Origin of the sequence: Paenibacillus graminis (genome assembly GCF_000758705.1) — a bacterium.
Taxonomy (GTDB): Bacteria; Bacillota; Bacilli; order Paenibacillales; family Paenibacillaceae; genus Paenibacillus_AQ; species Paenibacillus_AQ graminis.
Map to the genome: position 1 here is coordinate 3510656 of NZ_CP009287.1, position 20827 is coordinate 3531482.

17 protein-coding genes are annotated in these 20827 nt (G+C 48.0%); 11 read left to right on the forward strand and 6 right to left on the reverse strand.

Going from position 1 to position 20827, the window contains the following annotated elements; translation table 11 throughout:
• Nucleotides 1-100: 100 nt before the first annotated feature.
• Nucleotides 101-1990 (reverse strand): PAS domain-containing hybrid sensor histidine kinase/response regulator, encoded by a 1890-nt coding sequence (locus tag PGRAT_RS14620; protein WP_036703078.1) that lies wholly within the window; start codon nt 1988-1990, stop codon nt 101-103.
• A gap of 120 nt (nt 1991-2110) precedes the next feature.
• Nucleotides 2111-2596 carry a DUF6803 family protein gene (locus PGRAT_RS14625; protein WP_025703597.1) on the reverse strand — a complete coding sequence of 162 codons (486 nt, stop codon included), beginning with the start codon at nt 2594-2596 and terminating at the stop codon, nt 2111-2113.
• A 145-nt stretch (nt 2597-2741) separates the two neighbouring features.
• Here PGRAT_RS14625 and PGRAT_RS14630 point away from each other — a divergent pair, with 145 nt between their 5' ends.
• The 4 genes from PGRAT_RS14630 (at nt 2742) to PGRAT_RS14645 (ending at nt 7005) form a co-directional block, all read left to right on the forward strand.
• The gene (locus tag PGRAT_RS14630; RefSeq protein ID WP_025703596.1) at nt 2742-3416 is read left to right on the forward strand and encodes an HAD family hydrolase; all 675 of its coding nucleotides are present in this window, start codon (nt 2742-2744) and stop codon (nt 3414-3416) included.
• Between the two features lie 462 nt (nt 3417-3878).
• Entirely contained in the window at nt 3879-5807 is a 1929-nt protein-coding gene (thrS, locus tag PGRAT_RS14635; RefSeq protein ID WP_025703595.1) for a threonine--tRNA ligase, read from the forward strand.
• A 133-nt stretch (nt 5808-5940) separates the two neighbouring features.
• A complete protein-coding gene (locus PGRAT_RS14640; RefSeq protein WP_238326736.1) occupies nt 5941-6549 on the forward strand; it encodes a GNAT family N-acetyltransferase in 609 nt (202 codons plus the stop codon).
• Nucleotides 6550-6570: 21 nt separating this feature from the next.
• On the forward strand, nt 6571-7005 hold the full coding sequence (locus tag PGRAT_RS14645) for an SRPBCC family protein (RefSeq protein ID WP_025703593.1): 435 nt from the start codon (nt 6571-6573) through the stop codon (nt 7003-7005).
• 91 nt (nt 7006-7096) lie between these two features.
• On the opposite strand, the gene PGRAT_RS31670 is transcribed toward PGRAT_RS14645, so the two are convergent.
• Both PGRAT_RS31670 and PGRAT_RS14655 read right to left on the reverse strand, forming a co-directional pair.
• Entirely contained in the window at nt 7097-8071 is a 975-nt protein-coding gene (locus PGRAT_RS31670) for an S-layer homology domain-containing protein (protein ID WP_025703592.1), read from the reverse strand.
• Between the two features lie 49 nt (nt 8072-8120).
• The gene (locus PGRAT_RS14655) at nt 8121-10448 is read right to left on the reverse strand and encodes a helix-turn-helix domain-containing protein (protein ID WP_025703591.1); all 2328 of its coding nucleotides are present in this window, start codon (nt 10446-10448) and stop codon (nt 8121-8123) included.
• Nucleotides 10449-10695: 247 nt separating this feature from the next.
• On the opposite strand from PGRAT_RS14655, the gene PGRAT_RS14660 reads away from it, so the two are divergent.
• The 5 genes from PGRAT_RS14660 (at nt 10696) to PGRAT_RS14680 (ending at nt 16249) form a co-directional block, all read left to right on the forward strand.
• On the forward strand, nt 10696-11631 hold the full coding sequence (locus PGRAT_RS14660) for an ABC transporter permease (protein ID WP_025703590.1): 936 nt from the start codon (nt 10696-10698) through the stop codon (nt 11629-11631).
• Nucleotides 11632-11682: 51 nt separating this feature from the next.
• A complete protein-coding gene (locus PGRAT_RS14665) occupies nt 11683-12555 on the forward strand; it encodes a carbohydrate ABC transporter permease (protein ID WP_025703589.1) in 873 nt (290 codons plus the stop codon).
• A gap of 60 nt (nt 12556-12615) precedes the next feature.
• Nucleotides 12616-14181, forward strand: a complete 1566-nt coding sequence (locus PGRAT_RS14670) for an extracellular solute-binding protein (protein WP_025703588.1) — start codon at nt 12616-12618, stop codon at nt 14179-14181.
• A gap of 34 nt (nt 14182-14215) precedes the next feature.
• On the forward strand, nt 14216-15166 hold the full coding sequence (locus tag PGRAT_RS14675) for a DUF1861 family protein (RefSeq protein ID WP_025703587.1): 951 nt from the start codon (nt 14216-14218) through the stop codon (nt 15164-15166).
• 72 nt (nt 15167-15238) lie between these two features.
• On the forward strand, nt 15239-16249 hold the full coding sequence (locus PGRAT_RS14680; RefSeq protein WP_042266801.1) for a glycoside hydrolase family 130 protein: 1011 nt from the start codon (nt 15239-15241) through the stop codon (nt 16247-16249).
• A gap of 152 nt (nt 16250-16401) precedes the next feature.
• Here the strand turns inward: PGRAT_RS14680 and PGRAT_RS14685 are convergent, their stop codons facing one another.
• Entirely contained in the window at nt 16402-17646 is a 1245-nt protein-coding gene (locus PGRAT_RS14685; RefSeq protein WP_025704388.1) for a CynX/NimT family MFS transporter, read from the reverse strand.
• A 73-nt stretch (nt 17647-17719) separates the two neighbouring features.
• A complete protein-coding gene (locus PGRAT_RS14690) occupies nt 17720-18391 on the reverse strand; it encodes a FadR/GntR family transcriptional regulator (protein ID WP_025704387.1) in 672 nt (223 codons plus the stop codon).
• A gap of 288 nt (nt 18392-18679) precedes the next feature.
• Between PGRAT_RS14690 and sufC the strand changes: the two genes are divergently transcribed.
• Nucleotides 18680-19459, forward strand: a complete 780-nt coding sequence (gene sufC / locus PGRAT_RS14695; RefSeq protein WP_025704386.1) for a Fe-S cluster assembly ATPase SufC — start codon at nt 18680-18682, stop codon at nt 19457-19459.
• Between the two features lie 24 nt (nt 19460-19483).
• Entirely contained in the window at nt 19484-20806 is a 1323-nt protein-coding gene (gene sufD, locus PGRAT_RS14700) for a Fe-S cluster assembly protein SufD (RefSeq protein ID WP_025704385.1), read from the forward strand.
• Nucleotides 20807-20827 lie beyond the last annotated feature (21 nt).

Here is a 20827-nt window from a genome sequence, read left to right on the forward strand (position 1 = left end):
TATGTTCCGTACGATTACCATAAAAAAACAGTGGATATACGCTCGTAATCCGAACATAAAATCCACTGTTTATAATAGCACAAATAATGGAAAATATAATCTATTTTTTTAGCTGGTGCAGGATTTTGATGAGGGTTTCCCGCTTTACCGGCTTGCTGATGTAATCGTCCATCCCCGCCTCCAGGCACTTTTCCCGGTCCCCTTTTAAGGCATTGGCCGTGACCGCGATAATACGTGGACACTTATCTTTGAGCTCTTCCCTGATGATCTGCGCTGCCTTCAGACCGTTCAAAAACGGCATATGCAAATCCATGAATATGAGATCGAACGGATGGTTGCGTGCTGCTTCAATCGCCTTTTTGCCGTTGGCGACGGTGGTTACCCGATGCCCCAATTTTTCCAGCATTTTTGTCATTACCAGCTGGTTGATGGCATTGTCTTCGGCGAGCAGAATGTTAACTTTTCCGGTGTTATGAAGCATATCTTCAAATACCTGTTCCCGGGGGACCTGTGAGGCCTCCTTAAACTGGATAGTGAAGGAAAAGGACGAACCGTTTTTGCCGTCACTCTCGGCGTAAATCTCACCGCCCATCATGTCAATAATTCTGCGGCTGATCGCAAGACCAAGGCCTGTGCCTTCGTGGCTCCGGGACATAAAGCTGTCAATCTGGGCAAACGGCTCAAAAATGTCATTAAGCCGAGCAGGATCTATTCCGATGCCGGTATCTGTAACGGTAAAAGCCAATCTGCAGGGTTTTTCCTTCATCAGCCGCGCTTTTACCTCAATGCTGCCCTTGGAAGTGAATTTCACAGCATTGCCCAGCAGGTTCAGCAGCACCTGTTTCAGCCGCTCGGCATCGCCATAGATATAGTCGGGAACATCGTGATTGACGGTGTAAGACAGTTCTATTTTCTTTTCATCAGCCTTCTTGGAAATCACTGAAAAACTGTCCTTGATACATTTGCGCAAATCAAAATTATGCTCTTGAAGCTCAGAGCGGCCTGCTTCGATTTTGGAGAGATCCAGGATGTCATTGATGATGTTGAGCAGGATGTCCCCGCTTTTCTGGATCACCTCAACATAACTTCTCTGCTCTTTAGTCAGGTCTGTCATGTCAAGCAGAACATCCGTCATGCCGACTACCCCGTTCATGGGTGTGCGGATTTCATGGCTCATCATGGCCAAAAACTCACTTTTGGCTTTGTTGGTGGCCTCCGCAGTCTCCTTGGCAAGCAGCAACTGTTTCTGCTCAGAAATATCCTTGCAAATCAGATAAAACCCGATATTTTGCCCGCTTACATAAATCGGGGCGATGCTGGTAAGCACTTCCACTGAACTGCCCTCTTTGGTAACGAGGATGTCAATTTCATGTTCAACAGAATCATCGTAAATGGCCTTTTCAAGAATTCTGTCGACATTCGCTTGTCCAATCAGATTCGCAAGCTCTGCACCGATCAATTCCGTTTCAATGTGGTAGCCAGTGAGCTTTTCTGCCATATTGTTGGCATTGATAATGCGGCCGTCCAGACCAAATGAGATCACGGCATCATGGTTATATTTTTTGAGTGAGTTATACCGCTCGACAGACTCTTGGAGCCGCCGCTCCGATTCTTTTTGCCTAGTTATATCTATTAATTGGCCAATGTAATATATCAGCTTTCCCGTCTCATTATGGAATCGCTTAAAGGAGAGCAGTCCCCACATATTTTCACCATTTTTTTTGAGGTACCGTCTTTCAAGCTGTATTTCATTCTTCCCAGTTTCCATACATGCCACTAAACTCTCAATGTTTCTGACTGCTTCATCCGGGTGAGAGAAGTCGCCTACTCTCTTGCCGTCAAACTCTGCTCTGCTATATCCAAGCATCTGCTCCATTGCAGGATTTACGGTCAAAATCAAACCATCAGGCGAAACAAGGGCAATTCCAAAGGAAGCATGATCATACACTTGTTGATTAAAGGTGATTGGGTCCAGGTTTACACGTTGCATGGTTCGCCTCCACAGATCAGATAAGGTTTATTATCAATAAACAATAAAGATGTAATAACGGAATAGTATACCCCGTCATTTGTCTAATGAATCAGATCTGTGAAGATTTCCAGCGGATACCTAATGATTCATACCAGCCATCCCGCCCATGATTTCCGGATTAACCATCCCGAAGATCATCGCGACATGCGCTACCACGAGAAAGCCGCTGATGAGGAGGAAATGCAGCTTTAGCTTGCTTTCTTCACTGCGGTTGCGGGCAATCAGTCCGAGATCCAGCAGGGCCAGGGGCAGCAGGAAGAGCACGCCGCTGAGATAAAAGCTTACAGCTACCACATCAACCCAGGTATGCCATTCCCCGTTCGCGGTAACCGGAATAAAAGCGGTAGGGAATAAATACAGAAATATTCCTGTAAAATAGAGGCCGGCTAGAATGCTGCATATCCGGTTAAATGCTCTAAGCGGTCCTTTGAGATTTTTGGTGAACAAAATAATAAATTCGGTCACTGTAATCGTCTCGGCAAAAATGACCGGAATCGCCATAAAAAGAATCAGGTTCCAAGGCTGGTTGTCTGCAAGCAGAGACATGTAATGCGTCATGTTCATGTTAGTTCCTCCCATAGATTAATTAGCTGTCACTGTGATGTTAGTAAATAAGTGTGTGGAAAGTATGGAGAAACGAAGTTATGCTAGTATAAGCTGTGAAATAACACAGTCAGCAATTGAACGCGGAGGGAGCATGGCGGAGGATATGGAAAAACTGCAAAGCATTTTATTTGATCTGGATGGAACGTTAACCGACCCCAAAGAGGGCATTACCAAAAGCGTAGAGTATGCGCTGGGCAAATTCGATATTACCGTAGAGCATCCGGACCTGCTCTTGCCTTACATCGGACCGCCATTATACGATTCTTTTGTGGAAATCCAAGGCTTTTCCGCAGAGCGCGCGGCCCAAGCCGTTGAATTCTACCGGGAACGGTACCGTACGCTGGGCATGTTCGAGAATCTCGTGATTCCCGGAATCCCAGAGCTGCTGAAGGAGCTGCAGGGCAGAGGTTTTGATTTATACGTCGCTACCTCAAAACCAACGGTGTTCGCCGAAGAAATTATCCGCCATTATGGGCTGGAGCCATATTTCAGGCATGTGGCAGGCAGCAACCTGGACGGGACGCGATCCAAGAAAAAAGAGGTTATCCAATACGTATTGGAGGAGCATCAGATTGCAGCGGGTACAGCGGTGATGATCGGGGACCGCGAGCATGACATTATCGGGGCCCGGGCCTGCGGCGTTGCCTCAGTCGGCGTCCTCATCGGCTATGGTTCCGAGGAAGAGCTGCGAAGTGCGGGTGCGGACTATATTGCACGAAATGTGAAAGATATAGGTGATATTATCTTACATATTCACGAAGGACTTGTTGACGCATAGTGAAACCTGTAGTAAATCTACGCTCCAGTTGCTCATTGCATGATACGAAGCCTGTTTTTTTAAAAATGGTTGACATTCTCACGAAGGGTTCAGTATTATGTAACCAGCAACACGATATTCAAGGCGATGACCAAAGACATGATATCCTATGCGGACTGGCCAGAGAAAGAAGTGAACGGTGAGAGCTTCTAACAGCGACCGGCAGGATGTTACCCCTTTGCAGCCGTGGCACTGAACCTTTCCTGCTGTTAGGGAAGCTGTAAATGCTACCGTCTTATCCCCGATACCGGATACCAATGAGGATCTAGTGTATTTTCTTCCGCCCGAACAGCCGGGGGGTCGATCATTACAGGTCAAATTAGGGTGGAACCACGAGCCAGAACGCACTCGTCCCTTTCCGGGAGAGATGCGTTTTTTTGCGTTCAATCCACAATAGACTACGAAGAAATGGAGGCCACAATCATGGAAATCAATGTATCACTGCCGGATGGATCAATTAGGAGGTACGCACGCAGCACCACAGTTGCTCAAGTAGCGGAATCCATCAGCACAAGCCTGAAGAAAAACGCAGCAGCCGGTAAAATCGACGGCAGACTCGTTGACATTCATCAACCGATTGACCATGACTGCCACGTCGAAATCGTTATGGCCGACAGCCCGGATGGACTGTTCATCCAGCGGTATAGTACAGCACATCTAATGGCTCAGGCCATCCAACGCATATACGGTAAGCAAAAAGTTAAGCTGGGCATCGGTCCGGTAATCGAAGATGGATTCTACTACGATATCGATAGGGAAGGGCCGCTCTCCACAGATGACTTAGCTGCCATTGAGCAGGAAATGCAGAAGATTATCGGGGAGAATCTGCCGATTGTCCGGCGGGTAGTCAGCCGCGCCGAAGCCATTGCGCTTTTCGAAGCATTGGATCAACCGCTCAAAGTGGAACTGATTCACGGCCTGCCGGAGGACGAAGAAATCAGTCTGTATGAGCAGGGCGAGTTCATTGATTTATGCCGGGGTCCGCATGTGGCTTCCACGGGCCACATCAAAGCATTTAAACTGCTGAGCGTTGCCGGCGCCTATTGGCGCGGGGATTCCAATAATCCTATGCTGCAGCGTATTTACGGAACGGCCTTTTCCAAAAAAGCGCAGCTGGAAGAGCACCTGCACATGCTGGCGGAAGCGAAGAAGCGTGACCACCGCAAGCTGGGCAAGGAGCTGGAACTGTTCATGTTTTCCGAGGAAGCGCCGGGTATGCCCTTTTATTTGTCCAAGGGAATGATTCTCCGTACAGAGCTGGAGAACTTTCTGCGCGAATTGCAGCGGGCGCGGGATTATGATGAGGTCCGCACACCGCTGATGATGAACAACCGGATGTGGGAGCAGTCAGGACACTGGGACCACTATAAGGACAACATGTATTTTACTCAGGTAGATGAGACGAAATATGCATTGAAACCGATGAATTGTCCGGGACATATGCTGATCTTCAAGAACAGCCTCCGCTCCTACAGGGAGCTGCCGATGCGTGTCGCAGAGTTTGGCCAGGTACACCGGCATGAGTTTTCTGGAGCCCTGAACGGAATGATGCGGGTGCGGACCTTCTGTCAGGATGATGCCCATTTGTTCGTGCTTCCTGAACAGATCGAAGAGGAAATCGCCGGTGTTATGGAGCTGATCGGGCACATTTACAAAGTATTCGGCTTTGAATATAAGGTGGAGCTGTCTACACGGCCGGATGATTACATGGGCTCGGAAGCGTTATGGGATCAGGCGGAGGCGTCGCTCCAAAATGTACTGGACAGACGCGGAATCGACTATCGGGTGAACGAGGGGGACGGAGCTTTTTACGGGCCGAAGATTGACTTCCACATTCAGGATGCGCTGAAGCGAAGCTGGCAATGCGGAACGATTCAACTGGATTTCCAAATGCCTGAGAAGTTCGATCTGACTTATGTCGGCGAAGACAGCCAGAAACACCGTCCTGTCGTGATCCACCGTGCGGTATATGGCTCGATCGACCGTTTTATGGGGATTCTTACGGAGCATTTCAGCGGCGCTTTCCCGCTGTGGCTGTCCCCGGTGCAAGTCAAACTGCTGCCGGTTTCCAGCCGCTATGCAGATTACGCCTTCCAAGTGAAAAAGGAGCTGCAGGATGCCGGAATCCGTGTCGAGCTTGATATAAGGAATGAGAAATTGGGCTACAAAATCCGCGAAGCCCAGCTGGAGAAGGTGCCTTACATGCTGGTGCTCGGTGAGCAGGAGCAAAGCGCCGCCGCAGTATCCGTAAGAAAACGCGGGTCCGGCGATGCCGGAGCCATGAGTATTGCTGAGTTTGTCCGGCAAATTGTCGGTGAAAACGCGGCTAGAAGTGACGTGTTTCTTCATTAATATGCAGGCAGTAGTCAAGTGAGGTGCAGTCCCATTTTACATAAATGGGGCTGTTCTTTTATATGAATCAGGCAGACAGGGAGATATTAAGTATTTTATAATTTGTATGAATACATCTATAGGAGGCAGCTTCGTGATCTCGAACAACGTCAAAGAACTTAACGGCACTTTTATTCGAATGGTTCCTATGGAAGCAGCGCATCAACATGAACTGATGGCTTTGCTGGTTAATCCGCAAATTTGGGAGTATACCTGGCGCAAAATCACTTCTCCCGCACAAGTAACAGGATTATTGGATACGGCGCTTGCCAATCAGGCGAAGGGGACCGAGCTCCCTTTTGTCATGATAGAGCAATCCACCGGCAGGATCGCCGGCACCTCGCGGATTATGCATCTTGACCACATTCACCGCAACGCGGAGATTGGCTGCACATGGATCTCCCCGAAGTTCTGGAGAACAGCGGTCAATACAGAATCCAAAGCTCTGCTGCTGCAGTATTGTTTTGAATCTTTAGGTCTGATCCGGGTGAATTTTACCGTTGCGGGGGATAATAAGCGATCCCAAAAAGCAGTCGAACGCATCGGTGCGGTGAAGGAAGGCATGCTGCGCAAACACCGGATCACTGCGGAAGGCCGTATTTTGGATAGTGTGCTGTACAGCATTATTGACGACGAATGGCCTGCGGTAAAAGATAATCTGCACTACTTGCTTAACGTAAAGTATGCGGACAAGAAAATCTAAAGTTCCTAAGGGGGTTATGTATTGGAAACAGGTAAGCCGGTAACGATAACTGTGGAAGCGCTCGTTCATTCTCCAGTAGAAAGCGTGTGGAAATATTGGACCGGGCCGGAGCATATTACGAAATGGAATACGGCTTCTGATGACTGGCATACGCCATACGCCGAGAATGATCTTAGGGCTGGCGGTAAGTTCCTCTCAAGAATGGAAGCCAAGGATGGCAGCTTTGGATTTGATTTTGGCGGAGTCTACGACGAAGTGAGTATGAACGAGCGCATCGCCTATACGATTGGCGACGGCAGAAAAGTGAAGATCGATTTTGTCCGCCAAGGCAACGATACGAAAATCATCACAGTGTTCGAAGCGGAAGAGACCAACTCCGTCGAGATGCAGCAAGCCGGGTGGCAGGCGATTCAGGACAATTTCAAAAAATATGTGGAAACAGCTGCAGAAAAATAAATCCTTCGTTGCTTTTGAAGCGCATGCCGGTGTCGGCATGCGTTTTGTTGTCTACCGTGTTAGAAGAAGATGCGACTTGAATTACATGATCCTAATCGATTAGGAAGTCGATTTCTTTTTTTTGCACATCATTACTCAAGTTCAGGTATTCTGTCTTTAAGGCTAAATCTTCTGTTCCATATTGTACATCTGTTGGAGTATTTATTGTGAAGACGACATTTTCTCTTTCACCGATTTTGTATATATGAATGTTTTTCATAAGTTCCGGTCCCTCTGAAGACCAGACTTCTTTGGGCCAAACCGTCAAAGTAAAGAGTGTCCCACCATAATTTTTGTTGGATTTATCAATGAAGTTGTAGCTCATGGTTTTTACATCCGTATTTGTGGCAGTAACCACTTCGTATTTGCTCTTCCATTGTTGTGGAAACTGAATGCTTATATTTTGTTCCGAAATTGTATAAACATCTTTTTGTGCAAGGTCACTATTATACTTTTCTGCTGCTTTAGGAATTGTCTTCAACTCATCAAATCTATAGTTTAGTCGTTCTATAAAGGCCAATGCTTCAGTTCTTGTAACAGGCTCGTTTTTATTGAACCCCTGTAAGGATCGTTCCGTTTTTCCCTTTGCTATACCAATATCCAAAAGATATTGGATGGAGTCGTCAACAGTAAAGTTTTTCCCGGTTGCATTAGTTAAGTAACGAGCTACATTTCCTCTATTCAAAGCTACCTCCTCAGAAGGCTGAAGCTCTGTCCACCCAAGTTTATGGATATAGCTTAGATAAGGTGCGGACCAATCTTGACTCTTTTGGCTTGAATTAAAGTCGGAGGGCTTGTAGCTTCTGATGAGCATCGCCATAAATTCACTTTGACTTACCTTTGCATCAGGTTTAAACGTCCCATCAGGATAACCTTCGACGATTTTATGCTCAATTGCTCTTTCAATATACTCCTGTCCCCAAAAGTGATCTGGAACATCTTTAAACATGCTTGACTGCTCTGCCAGGGCAATGTTCGCTTGAAAGACGAGACTTATGCCCAATATACATGATAACCATTTTCTCATAATGATTCCCCATTCTCCTTCCACAAAATAAATACGCTGCTGTTGAAGCTTAATCTTCTCCAGCGCCCTCAGGACTTTTCAGCGCCTCCTGCTCGCGGTAGGCCGAAGGAGTCAGGCCATACTTTTTCTTGAAGAGCGTGGAGAAGTATGTGATATTGTACATGCCTACCGATTCACTGATTTTGGCGGCAGTCTCATGGGTGGAAGCCAGCAAATCCTTTGCTTTCTCCAGTCTGGTGTGGTTCAGGTATTCACTGAACGATTGCCGGGTTGCTCCTTTGAACAGCTTTCCCAGATAGCTTGGCGACAGGCCAGCAATGTTGGACACCAGCTCCAGGGATAAGTTCGGCTGGGCATAATGCTCCTGGATGTAATTCTGCACCTTCTCAATAATAAAATTGTGCTTCTGGGCATTCATCCAGAGACTTTTCTCTTCGATTAATGCGCAGATATTGTAACAATACCGGTGGAAGATGTCCTTGATTTCCGTTAGATGTTCGGCGGATTCAATATCTGTCACCGCAACCAGATACTCGTTGAAATTGGAATCCGGCACATGCTGCAAATACTCAAAGTGCTTGAGCAAGGAGAGCATAAGCTGGATGCTGTAGGTAATGACCTGATTGATTGAACCGTTTGAGATTTGTTCTACGAATTGTCCGATTGCATCTTGAATAGGCTCCGGCTTGCCGGATTGCACAGCATCGATTAGCCTCTTCTCATAGGCACTGGGATAGCTCAAAGCCGTCATCATATGCGGCCGCGTTGCTACAGCATCCAGAATCGATTCCTTTCCGTAGATCATCCGATATTTAACATACTGCTGCGCCGAAGTATAGGAGGAAGGGATATTCTTCCTGCCATAGCTTATATCCCCTACACCGATGGATACAGTTACCTTGAAGTAACGGTTCAAAAAGCTCTGAATATTACGCAATGCGGGTTTGAGTTCCTCCGGCGTCTGGTTTTTCGCGCACTGAAGGATTGCGGCAGTTTCATTCTCCCCAATATTTAAGTAATCACATACCCCGATATGCCCCAGCATCTCTTTTGCAATATTGCCAAGGGCGAAACGCAGCATAGGACGCTGTTCCGCATCCATTCTCCCTTTTGCCAGCTCCAGCTCATTGATTTTGAATACCAGTACGCAAAAATAAGGCCCGGACACCGCTGCGTCGATATCCCGGATGAGTTCGCTCGGAACCGAGTATTCCAGCGGATGGCCCTGGAGCAAGGAATGCAGATAAAGCTCACGGATCGTCCGGGAGGAGCTGCTGATCACGAACTGCATTGATTTATCCCGTTCCTCCAAGGAATGGAAAACCTCGGCCATGATCTTATATTCATCGATGAACGGCGAACCGGAGGCCGGAACATTCATGCCCGGCATGATCTTTTCAAACAGCGTCGATAACGGACTATAAATATTTTTGGTCAGAAAAATAGAGATCAGCAGACCTGCCAGTACGATCCCCGCCGTCACTAGCAGTGTAACGCTGCGGAGCTGGTCAATGTTAGAGATGAGCCCGGAGTAAGGGGAAACGCTTACAAAATACCAGTCCATTTTCTCCGACTTCACATAAGTGACCAGATGCTTTTTATTATGAATATTTGTTGTGAAACTGTTCTCATCCTTGTCTTGATTCAGAATTTGCTGCACATACTGTTCCTTGGACAAATCCTCCAGGAATAAATTTGAATCGGTATGGGAGATTACTTTGCCCTCGTTGTTGATAACGAAAACATTGCTCGCGGCATCCGCTTTGCTGATCTTGCGAATCGTCGTCAGAATGGACTTCTCTTCCACATTGATATAGATGAGCGGGTTGTCAGAGGTCTGAAATGAGAAATCCGGGTATAGCAGAAAGGTTAGAAGCTGCAGCGGCGCATCGTTATTACGGCCGGCAATCGTCAGGCTGCGCGGATAGAATTCCATGTACCGCTCCGCGCTGAGAGCGGTGAGCGATGAATCGAAAGGAAGCCCGGCTGTGTCGACTGTTGTTCCCGTAGAAGGCCGGTAGATTCCTATGCTGTGAATATAAGGATATATACTTGTAATCTGGGACATCTGTTGAAAGATACGATAATTGTTTATCTTGTTCTCAGTCTTGTCGTTGAGGAACGCGATGATCTCCCGCTGGATGAGCAGTGCATTGCCGATTGTCATGACTTGGTTATAGACAACATCTGAGGCGTAAGTGATCTGGGACAGCATGGCTTTGGAATTGCGGTCGATCTCCTTGACGGCGCTTCTGGAGAAGAGATAGAAGAGAACACCGGACAGCAGGCTGACGGTTAGAAGAACAAGCAGGAAATATGAGATGGTAAGCTTTTGAAAAGCCTTGTACCGGACAAGCTGGTTCATGGTGTTCCGCATGAAGAATACCTCCCAATGCGCTAATAGTACCTCTTCAATATAGATCATATTCGGCTAAAAAGGTACTCCATCGCGTAAAAATGAAAGCCAGTTCGTTTATTTGGAAGCCTTGTGCCGCATTGTAGAAGGGTTCTCCAGATTTTAAAATAGACAGGCGCCGGGCGCGCCGGCTAACCTGAATACATAACATCGGCCGCTGGTGAGATGCAGCAGCCGGTAATTCATAATAAATGGGGGGGAACAGAATTTGGAAAAGAAACAGCGGCGGGGATTCGGAATGCTGTCCGATATTCGCAGGAACGGTACGTCTTATCTGCTGGTTCTGCCTGCGATGGCCTACACCTTTATTTTTGGGTATATGACGTATCCGTATATGCTCATTGCTTTCCAGCGATTCAATTATAGTAAGGGAATATTCCATAGCGAGTGGATAGGCTTAAAGAACTTCGAGTTCTTCTTCCGGTCGAACAAGGCGTTTACGGTCACCTTTAACACCATCTTCCTAAACTTGCTCTTTATCGTCTTCGGCACGCTGACGGCGCTGGCGATCTCACTGATCCTGAACGAGCTGCGCAAAAGGCTGTTCGTTAAGATCAGCCAATCGATTATGCTGTTTCCGCACTTCATATCCTGGATCGTCATCAGCTATGTTCTGTACGCGTTTTTTTCTATGGATATGGGGATTGTGAACAAATTGCTGAACCAGTTCGGCATCGCCCCGGTTAACTGGTATACTGAGCAGCAGGCATGGCCGGCAATTCTTACCGTCATGCATGTTTGGAAGGGAGCCGGGATGAGCGCCGTTATTTATCTGGCTACCATTACCGGAATCGATGATACTTTGTATGAAGCAGCCGAGATTGACGGGGCCAGCCGCTGGCAGATGTGCATGCGTATTACAGTTCCGTTGATGATGCCTACGGTGGTTATCCTATCGCTGCTGTCTGTCGGTAAAATCATGTACGGCGATTTTGGAATGATCTACGCATTGATTGGCGACAACGGCACCTTGTATGCGACCACTGACATTATTGATACGTATGTATTCCGCTCTTTGCGTCAGATTGGCAATCCTTCCGAAGCAATGGCCGTCGGACTGTTCCAATCCGTTGTCGGATTTATTCTTGTCTTCGGTACAAATGCCATTACCCGCAAATTTTTCAAAGACGGCGCGTTGTATTAAAATCCGCTTACGGCATTAGCTTACCGAAGAGAGGTTTTAGGAGGAATAAAAATGAAGACGTTTTCAATCAGCAAAACGGTTATGTACGCTCTGATTACGATTTATTCGGCGCTTTCTTTGCTTCCGATGCTGCTGGTGCTAATGATCTCGGTTACGGATGAGGATGCCATATTGAAGAACGGCTACAGCCTTTTCCCGGAGAAGTTCTCCCTGTATGCCTATAAGCTGATCTTTACAGGCGGCTCCCAGGTTATGCGGAGCTACGGAATCTCCATCATTGTCACGATCATCGGCACCATGCTGGCGATTCTGATTACTTCCATGGCCGGCTATACGCTGGCGAACAAAAATGTGAAATACCGCAATCTGCTGTCGCTTTATTTCTTTATCACCATGATTTTTTCCGCTGGGATTGTGCCCTGGTATCTGATGAACCGGTCGCTTGGATTGACCAACAATATCCTTGCTCTGATTATTCCTTCACTGCTGTTCAGCCCGTTCAACCTTTTCCTTGTGCGCAATTTCATGAACGGGGTTCCAGACTCACTGCGGGAGTCGGCAACCATTGACGGTGCAAGTGATATTACGATTGCTTTCAGGATCTATCTTCCGTTATGCAAGCCGGTACTGGCGACGATTGCACTTTTCTACGGACTGGATTACTGGAACAATTGGTGGAATGCGATCATGCTGATTGACAGCAAAGATTTGTACCCGCTGCAATTTATGCTTCTGCAGATGCAATCGGAGATCAGTATGCTGAACGAGATGACGATGCTGGCCGGATCAAGTGATATCACGCTTCCTTCGGAATCGGTCAAGATGGCGACGGCGGTCGTCACGATCGGTCCGATCATATTTCTGTATCCTTACTTACAGAAGTATTTTGTCAAAGGGCTGGTAATTGGTTCGGTCAAAGGCTGATATTATCCCTTCGGGGTTAACATAAATAAGAAGGCATTATAGAAGGAGGTCGACTTTTTTATGAAAAAGTATTACGTAATTCTATTAGCTGTGGTACTTTTGCTTTCGACACTGATTGGATGCAGCCAGGGTTCCAATTCATCCAACACTGCGGATAAGGAAGACAACACTTCAGCCTCAAAACAGGAGAATAACGGCAAGCCTGCAGAGACGGTGAAAATCAAATATTTGGTTCCCGGCACAGAGCCGAAAGACTACAAGGAAGTGTTCCAAAAGGTCAATGAGAAGCTGGCTGCGGACGGTGTCGGCGTTGAGGTGGAGAAAATCTACATTCCGTGGGATGCGTGGGATCAGAAGCTGAACTTGATGCTGTCCACCGGCGAAGATTTCGACCTGTTCCACGTCATGCAGGACCGTACACCGTTCTCCAGCTACTATAATCGTGGTGCGTTGGCAGATATCACGGATGCAATCAAAAAGTATGGACAAAATCTGAAAAAATATATTCCGGAAGATATTTTCGACGGAGCTAAAATCAATGGCAAATATTATGCCGCTCCATCTTATTGGGTTGAAATGGCGAGTGAAGGTGAGTTCGATATCCGCCGCGACATTCTCCGCGAGAACAATCTCAAAGAGCCGGCTACTCCGGCTGAATTGATCAGCACTTGGGAGATTGTTATGAAGAACTGGAAGGGAAGCAACAAGCCCTATCTGAGCACACGGGCGGATTTTGACCCGATCTTCCTGCATACGTCTATTCTGCACCGGACTTATGACACCTTTCCGTTCACAGTGAAGGATAAGTTCTTCTATGTGAATCAGAGCGGCGAGGTCAAGTCTTGGATTGAAACCGAGGAGTTCAAGAAGGATGCATCCTTCATGCGCGAGCTATACACAAAGGGAATTACTAATCCCGATATCCTGGTCATGAAGCAGGAGCAGGTAGATGCGCAGCTCGACAGCGGTGAATGGTTCGTCCGCCTGGGAACCGGCGGAAGCTTGACCGGACTCAAGAAGTACAATCCAGAGGCCACTGTAAACGATATCGGTGTTGTGTGGTTTAACCCGGAGAAAGAATATCTGCGTCCGCTCACCTTCAAAAACGGGAATGCGGTACCGGTGAACAGCAAGCATCCGGAAGAGGCCGTCAAATTCATGGATTGGATGCTGGCAAGTCAAGAGAACTATGATCTGGTGCAATATGGCATCGAGGGCAAGCACTACACCAAGGACGGCGAGAAGGGCTATAAGCCGATCAAAGATCCGAATAACAATAACAATCCGGGGTATAGAGGATCTGATTCGCAAAACGGCAACGTAAACTTCATGCGTTTTGACTTGGAGAATAGCATTCCCGATAATAACAAAGTTTTGTTTGAGCCCAATCCGAAGGCGGTCAACAGTATCGCGGCGAACTTTATTTTTGACCCGACAAATGTAAGGACCGAGTACACCAACATTTTGTCCGAAGCTTCAGCAAGCATTACTCCGATTTATATGGGCGTCCTGGAATACGATAAGGCCTTCCCGGCCGCACTGGAAAAAATGAGAAAAGCCGGTTTGGATAAGGTAGTTGCGGAATACCAGAAGCAATTCCAGGAATATCAGGCTACACTTAAATAATGTAGTCGAAAACTAAAGGAAAGGATGGATAAATTTGACCCTGCAGAAGCAAAGAAATGAATTTGAAGCGGCAAAAAAAATATATGAACGTGCAACTTTGAAGTTTCAGGGTGTGGACGTTTATGATGTCTACAATGTTTCGGTCCTCTTCAAAAGGGACGGGAAGCGCTATTTGTTCGGACGGGTAGAACGCCGCGGGGAATGGGCCCGCTCTTGGGTCCGGCTGTTCGAGGAAACGGGACAGGATGAATGGTCCGTGGTGAAAGATAGCATGATCTATACCCTTGAGGACCCTTACATTAGTGAGATTGGCGACGAGCTTGTATTGGGCGGGACACATGTGCAATATCAGAGTGGAAGGTACAGTACGTTTTTCGGCTATTTCTTCCGGGGCACCGATCTCCACAATTTGTACTACTTCACTACTGGGCCTAACAAAATGAAGGATATCCGCCTTGTTGCGCTGGCGGATGGCAAGATCGGCGTCTTCTCGCGTCCGCGCAGCACCGGGATGAAAGACAAATACGGAAGTGAATCCATGATCGGCTTCACGGTTATTGACAGACTGGAAGAGTTGACCGCGGACGTTATCGAGAGCGCACCTTACATTCACGGCATTTTCGGGGCGGGCGAATGGGGAGGTGTCAATCAGGCGTATCTGCTGGACACTGGTAAAATCGGCATCATCGGACATATTTGCTACCAGGATAAGGATGCGAATGGCGGGGAAGTGAAGGTGTACCTGAACATGGCCTTCATCTTCGATCCAACAACCCGGGAGTCAATTGACCTTCATCTGATTGGAAGCCGTCCCTGTTACCCGCCGGGACCATCCAAGGCACCGTATTTGGCCGACTGCGTTTTTTCTTCGGGCATAGTGATGCGCCCGGACGGCAAGGCCGATCTGTACAGCGGTATTGGCGATTGCGAAACAGGGCGTATTACGATCGACTATCCGTTCGCAGGACATGGGCTTCTTGTCTAGAAGAAGATGGAATGACTCAGTCCTCACTATCGGACATATTAACAATCTGGACAACTAGGAGGATGTTGATAGATGAAAACCACAACTATGCCCATCATCGGAGCGCTGGAGTCCAGCCTGCTCATTCGCCGCCATCCGGCTAATCCTGTGCTGGACGCGGCCCGCGTGCCGTATCCCACCGCATTAGTCTTCAATGCGGGCGTCGCTAAGTTGGGGGGCCGCTACATCATGGTATTCCGCAACGACTACGGCTCTCTGGAGAAGCAGATCATCGGGCCGTCTCACACGACGGATCTCGGCATCGCTTTCAGCGACGATGGCATTCACTGGACGGCGGGGCCGAAGCCGGTGTTCAAGCTGTGCGACGAAGAGATTATACGCGCCTATGATCCGCGTCTGACAGTCATCGACGGCCGCTGCTACATGTGCTTCGCCGTAGATACACAACACGGCATCCGGGGAGGTATCGCAGTGACGGACGATTTTGAATCCTTCGACATAGTGAGCTTGTCGACACCGGACCTGCGGAATATGGTATTGTTCCCGGAGCGAATCGGCGGCAACTACGTCCGGCTGGAACGGCCGTTCACCGTGTACAGCCGCGGCGGCGTTGACCGGTTCGATACCTGGATTTCGGAGTCTCCGGATCTGATCTATTGGGGCCGTTCCGGGCTGCTGCTGGCGGTGGAGCAGGTACCGTTCGCCAACGACAAGATCGGCCCGGCAGCACCGCCTGTAAAGACGAATAAGGGATGGCTCACTACATTCCATGCGGTGGATATCGATCCCGCCCGAGGGAAGAACGGCTGGGAGCCGTCCTGGAAGAAGCGGTACACAGCCGGCATTATGCTGCTTGATCTCGACAATCCGAAGAAAATCCTCGGCATGAGCGCATCGCCGCTGCTTGTGCCTGAAGCAGATTATGAGACGGACGGGGGCTTCCGCAATGATGTCATTTTCCCCGGCGGCATGGTGCTGGAGGAGGACGGGGAAGTGAAAATATACTACGGAGCCGCCGATACGGTGGAATGTCTGGCTACCGCTCATGTGGACGATCTGATCAGGCTTTGTTTGGAGGGATGAGCCCTCTGTTCAAATAGATATGTATATGTGCCGCCTGTAATCTAGGAAGCAAATATAGGATGCTTAAACAAGGACTGGCCCTGTGCAGTAAGCTGCACAGGGCCAGTCCGTTTTGTATTCGTAGCGGCTAAGATCAAAGCGGTGGACTGTTCCTACTTCGCAGAACTAACAAATTGATTTCTAGCCGCACCCAGACCGACAAGACAGAGCAGAGCAGAAGCGCCAACCAATATCAGGAGTGGAACGCTCCAACTATGGGTGGCATCATGCAAGTATCCAATCAGCGCTGGGCCCATTGCAGCCAGCAGATATCCGATGGATTGGGCCATGCCCGATAATTCAGCCGCTTGATGGGCACTTCGGGTACGCAAGCCGAAAAACATCATGGACAAGCCAAAGGCAAAGCCTGCTCCCATACCAAGAATAATAGCCCAAAACAGAACCAGATGGATACTGCCATAGAGAAGTCCAAGTGTTCCGATCAAAAGCAGAATCGTTGTAATCACCACTAACAACCGTTGGTTAGACATGCGCCCGGCTATAACAGGAACGATAAAGGCAAAGGGGAGCGAAGCCATAATCAGAACCGATAGAAACCAGCCGGATTGACTTGAACTGATGCCCTGATCCTTTAGTATTTCAGGCAGCCATGCCACCAGTACATAAAAAATGGTTGATTGTAATCCCATAAAAAGAGTTACCTGCCAAGCCAACGGAGAGCGCCATATATTGACCTGATGCTTGTTCCCTGTGCTGCTGCCGGCAGCAGCGGCTGATTTCGCCGGAGCCTTGAGCTGCGGTGCCCAAAAGAGAATGGAGATGACGCTAAGTATCCCCCATACTCCCAAAGCACCTTGCCAGTTCAAGCCTGCCCCCACAGCTAAGGGAACACTAATGCCGGAAGCAATCGCCCCGCATAGATTCATGGAAACACTATAAACCCCTGTCATTGTCCCCATTTGCTGCGGAAATTCCCGTTTTATCAGGCTCGGTAGTAATACATTACATATGGTGATAGCAAACCCTAGAACTGCGGTTCCAACATACAAGGTTACCGCCCCGGATAACGAGCGAACAGCGATACCGATGGCCAAAAAAATAAGGGAAATCAGCATAATCCGTTCCACACCATATCTGCGTCCTAATTTTGGTACAAAAGGGGATAACAATGCAAATGCAATCAGTGGAACTGTGGTAATCAGGCCTGCTAAGGTATTCGAAATATGCACGTTCTCCCGGATAAGACTGACTAATGGTCCCACCGAGGTGAGGGGAGCACGCAAATTCGCTGCGATAAGAATAATTCCTACGATCATGAACCAGAATGCCGCTTGCTTGCGAATGCCGGTAGTGGATATTGCATCCTGTTTTTTTAACAATTGTTCTGATGAACTCATAAGGGTTCCTCCCGCGTTTTAAGTTAATTCATCGTCAATTTCATCCATGTGGAAGAAGTACCCTGATCACTATTTAGCACAGTTTTGCACGGGCCTTTTCAATGTATAAACGAACAGCCTCCTCGGCCTGAGGGCAATCCTGATTGGCAATGGCTTGATACAGCAGCTCATGAGAGTCGAGATAATAAGCTGCATTTTTGAAGTCCTTTGTTTCTAAAAGCATGTTTTGCAGTGCCTCGGTAATATGGTTGTACAAATTCGCCATCAGTAGGTTATGTGATGCAGCAATCACCATTTTGTGAAACTCGACATCCCAGTGAGCATAAGCTTTGAGATCCTGCTGGCTGGCTGCATGTCTGCACTTATCCAAGCATGTCCGAATCGCCTCTAAATCTTCATCGCTTCTCCTGGACGCAGCCAGGGCAGCAGCCTCTCTTTCCAATGCATATCGGACCTCCAGGCTCTCAAGCATATCGGTATGCTTAATCACTTTTTCGATCACTGACCCTAAGACACTTGAGGAACAGACATAGGTTCCATCCCCTTGTCTGGTCTTCAGCAGACCCGCATATGTTAAAGCCCGAATGGCTTCCCTTAACGTATTACGGCTGACTTGAAGCTGTTCCATTAGCTCAGGCTCTGCAGGAATTCGCATCCCTACTTGCCATTCGCCGTTTTCGATCTTCCCCTGGATCTGGTAGGCCACCTGTTCCACCAAGGTTAAACGTTGAGTTTTAATTAACAACAGCATCATTCCTTTACAAACGTAGGATGTTTGGTATTTTGCTGTTAGTATATCAGATTGACTTTGACTTGCATAGATGAAATTGAGAATGATTATCATCAAAATAATGATATTGATAATCATTATCACTTGTGATATATTGCTATTGTTTACTAGTGAACAATAATAAACAGTCACCGCATAAGCTCTGTTATTGCAAGAGAGGAGAGGATCGCCACCATTGGAGTTTTTGAATAATTGGAACGATGCGGGCTGAAGAAAGAAATGTAGAAAGGAAGAATGTGACCAATGACGACTTTAAAGATTAAGGATCTGAGATCCAGAATTGAAGGCAAAGAAATTCTAAAAGGACTTAGCCTGGAGGTTCATGGCGGAGAGATTCATGCCATTATGGGTCCTAACGGGACGGGGAAAAGCACGTTGGCTTCTGCGTTAATGGGCCATCCCAAATATGAGGTTACAGATGGCAGGGTAACGCTGGATGATAAAGATCTGCTGGAGATGGAGGTCGATGAGCGTGCCCGGGCAGGCTTGTTCCTGGCTATGCAGTATCCAAGTGAAATTGCCGGTGTAACGAACTCGGACTTTCTCAGAAGTGCGGTTAATGCACGGCGCGGGGAAGGCAATGAAGTAACCTTAATCCGCTTTATCCGCCAGATGGAGAGCAAGATGAAGGGATTGGAGATGAATCCTGAATTTTCACACCGTTATCTGAATGAAGGCTTCTCCGGAGGGGAAAAAAAACGGAATGAAATTTTGCAAATGATGCTGCTTGAGCCCAAATTCGTCATTTTGGACGAGGTGGATTCGGGTCTTGATATTGATGCCTTGCGTATTGTAGCCAATGGTGTTAATGAGCTGCGCAGTCCTGACAGAGGTTTTCTCATCATTACCCATTATCAGCGTCTGCTGAATTATATCACCCCGGATTTCGTGCATGTGATGATGCAAGGCCGAATTGTCAAATCTGGCGGTCCAGAGCTTGCACATCGTTTGGAGGCGGAGGGATATGACTGGGTGAAGGAGGAACTTGGCATCACGGATGAGACGGTAGAGCAGGAGGCTTAAGAGGCCGGAAAGGAGGAAAAGACAGTGGATGTACTAAATAGAGTTTCAGTGGATGCGGATGACTTGTGCGCCTGGTCAAAAGCCAAGGCCGAGCCACAATGGCTGCTTGAGCAACGTTTACAGGCGCTTAAGAAGGCAGAAGATCTGGAGCTGCCAGAAGTGGAAAAAATAAAGCTTGAGCATTGGGATATTCATGAGCATGGAGTCTACAAAGCTGAGAAAATGTGGCCGGACCTGCAGGAGGCGCACGAGGCAGTCCACAGTCTGGTCAACTTCCCGGTGGAAGGCGGGCTTATCGTTCAGCATAACTCAGATGTAGTATATACCGAATTGTCTGCTGATTTGGCTGCACAAGGAGTGATTTTGACTGATCTGCATACGGCGGCGAGAGAGCATGGGGAACTGGTGCAACGGTACCTCGGTCAGGCTGTAAAACCGGAAGAGCATAGGCTATCTGCTGTACACAGTGCCGTATGGAGCGGCGGTGTATTTCTATATATCCCGGATGGAGTAGAGGTTGAGGTGCCGCTTCAGGCGATCTTTTTTAGCAGCATGAGTGGGGCGCGTTTCGCACCGCATATCCTGATTGTGGCCGGAAACAACAGCAAGATCAGTTATGTAGACAATTGCATATCTGGCAGTGAGGATATCAAGGTTCTACACAATGGTGTGATGGAAGTTTTTGCAGGATCAGGCTCCAAGGTGCAGGTTGCTTCGGTTCATCAGCTTGCTGCTGCTACAACGGACTTTACCGAGCGGCGTGCGGTTGTGCTTGCAGATGGTGCGGTAGAATGGATTACCGGGGAGATGAATAATGGTTATACTGCCACAGATACCAAGACATTGCTCCAAGGCAACGGCTCCATCTCTGATGCCAAGGTGATAGCTGTAGGCTCGGGCTACCAGAAGTTAAGCTATACGACTCAAGCCCAACATTTTGGCAGAAGCTCTGTGAGCCGGATGATTACACGTGCAGTAATGCGTGAAGAGGCAACGGCCATTATCAATGGGATTACCAAGATTGAAAAAGGAGCAACCCATTGTGACGGCCAGCAGACAGAACGTATTCTGATGTTGAGTCCCAAAGCACGCGGCGATGCCAACCCCATCCTGCTGATTGATGAGGATGACGTCACAGCCGGCCATGCCGCATCCGTGGGACAAGTGAATGCGGAGCAGATCTATTACTTGATGTCACGGGGGATCTCCCGGAATGAAGCAGAATATCTTGTTATTTTTGGCTTCCTGGCTCCTGTCATTTCAGAGATTCCGCTGGAGGGAGTCCGCAGCCGCCTGCAGGTTTTAGTGGAGAGAAAGCTGGGCAGATCACAGGAATTCAAATCGTAGATCAAAGTAAGTTATATGAGG

Bases quoted from the DNA above. Each gene is read 5' to 3' on its own strand.
- PGRAT_RS31670 (WP_025703592.1), bottom strand. From the start codon at position 8,071: ATGAGAAAATGGTTATCATGTATATTGGGCATAAGTCTCGTCTTTCAA.
- PGRAT_RS14665 (WP_025703589.1), top strand. From the start codon at position 11,683: ATGAAGACGTTTTCAATCAGCAAAACGGTTATGTACGCTCTGATTACG.
- PGRAT_RS14655 (WP_025703591.1), bottom strand. From the start codon at position 10,448: ATGCGGAACACCATGAACCAGCTTGTCCGGTACAAGGCTTTTCAAAAG.
- PGRAT_RS14685 (WP_025704388.1), bottom strand. From the start codon at position 17,646: ATGAGTTCATCAGAACAATTGTTAAAAAAACAGGATGCAATATCCACT.
- PGRAT_RS14680 (WP_042266801.1), top strand. From the start codon at position 15,239: ATGAAAACCACAACTATGCCCATCATCGGAGCGCTGGAGTCCAGCCTG.
- thrS (WP_025703595.1), top strand. From the start codon at position 3,879: ATGGAAATCAATGTATCACTGCCGGATGGATCAATTAGGAGGTACGCA.
- PGRAT_RS14625 (WP_025703597.1), bottom strand. From the start codon at position 2,596: ATGAACATGACGCATTACATGTCTCTGCTTGCAGACAACCAGCCTTGG.
- sufC (WP_025704386.1), top strand. From the start codon at position 18,680: ATGACGACTTTAAAGATTAAGGATCTGAGATCCAGAATTGAAGGCAAA.
- PGRAT_RS14620 (WP_036703078.1), bottom strand. From the start codon at position 1,990: ATGCAACGTGTAAACCTGGACCCAATCACCTTTAATCAACAAGTGTAT.
- PGRAT_RS14630 (WP_025703596.1), top strand. From the start codon at position 2,742: ATGGAAAAACTGCAAAGCATTTTATTTGATCTGGATGGAACGTTAACC.
- PGRAT_RS14670 (WP_025703588.1), top strand. From the start codon at position 12,616: ATGAAAAAGTATTACGTAATTCTATTAGCTGTGGTACTTTTGCTTTCG.